The sequence below is a fragment of the bacterium endosymbiont of Bathymodiolus sp. 5 South genome (assembly GCF_900128535.1).
Taxonomy (GTDB): domain Bacteria; phylum Pseudomonadota; class Gammaproteobacteria; order PS1; family Pseudothioglobaceae; genus Thiodubiliella.
This window is the reverse complement of sequence record NZ_FQTR01000339.1, coordinates 1-1,174: the sequence shown is the minus strand read 5'-3', so window position 1 is coordinate 1,174 and position 1,174 is coordinate 1. Positions and strand designations below refer to the sequence as shown.

At 39.3% G+C, this 1,174-nt stretch carries 1 protein-coding gene; it reads right to left on the bottom strand.

The features are described from left to right. A partial coding sequence (locus tag BBROOKSOX_RS11325) for an IS256 family transposase (RefSeq protein ID WP_139661954.1) occupies positions 1-842 on the bottom strand: 842 nt, incomplete at its 3' end. Positions 843-1,174: the final 332 nt, after the last annotated feature.

Below are 1,174 nucleotides of genomic sequence, written 5' to 3'. Positions count from 1 at the left end.
TCTGCTGCTACAACCCTCTTCTTGCTTTGCTTGGTGACATAGGCTTGAGCATTTTGTTGAAGATGGAGCTGATAGCGTTGCCAGGCAACGCCTGGCATGATGGCTTTTCTAGCGGCTTTAATGCTACTGTGAGCATCACTGATGATGAGTTTAGTGCCATGCATACCACGCTTTTGTAAATCCCCTAGAAACTCACGCCAATAGACCTCTGCCTCACTCAAACTCACCTGAACGCCAAGTACTTCACGCTTGCCTTTGTCATCAATACCGAGTGCAATTAACACGGCACAGTCTCTAACTAAATTATCAACCCTAACTTGTTCGTAGCGAGCATCAACCATCAGATATTCAATTTTACCCAATGGGCGCTCTCGCCAAGCATTTAAAGCGCTATCTAATTTTTTAGCAGCATTAGATACCATTTGTGAGGAGACACTGGTACCACACATTGATTCAATGATTTTACTCACTCTGCGAGTACTCACACCATTGACATACATTTCACTTAGGGCGATATTTAAGGCTCTCTCAGAGCGCAAACCTTTTTCTAGGCAATTAGGATAGAAATCACTATTTCGTGTTTGTGGTACTGACAGATCCAATTCACCAATGCGAGTTTTAACCCGCTTAGGTTTGTAACCATTGGCATAGTCTAATCTGTTATTACTTCGCTCGTAATGCCCAACACCTAGGTGTTGGGTTCGCTCTATCAGCATTGCCTCGTTAAATAGAATCTCCATGGCTTGAGGCGTGGCCTCCATACCGTAGGTTGAGATTAATTCGTATACACTGGCTAAATTATTACCATTAATTGCGTTGAATTCATTATCATTATTGTTCATCTTTATTACTCCTATTATTTTGTCGAAAAAAACAATAGAATAAATAGAGGTGAACACTTTTTTAAAGTTTTTGGTTTTTTATTATTCGGGTTTTTGCAAGCAAAAAACCAAAAACTTTAAAAAAGTGTTTATGTTGAATTTACAGAAAAGAATTTACACTACCTGGTGATGTGCAAGACTTAAAGAGTGCTGTGAACTTTTTACCTATCTACCCCAATCCAAAAATAAAAACTAAAAAAACGCACAAACCCCAACTGGTATAATGATTTCAACCAAAAAACAGTTTCACCTATTAGGTGAAAACCAAAGGCAATCAAGCCCCTCATTAACCA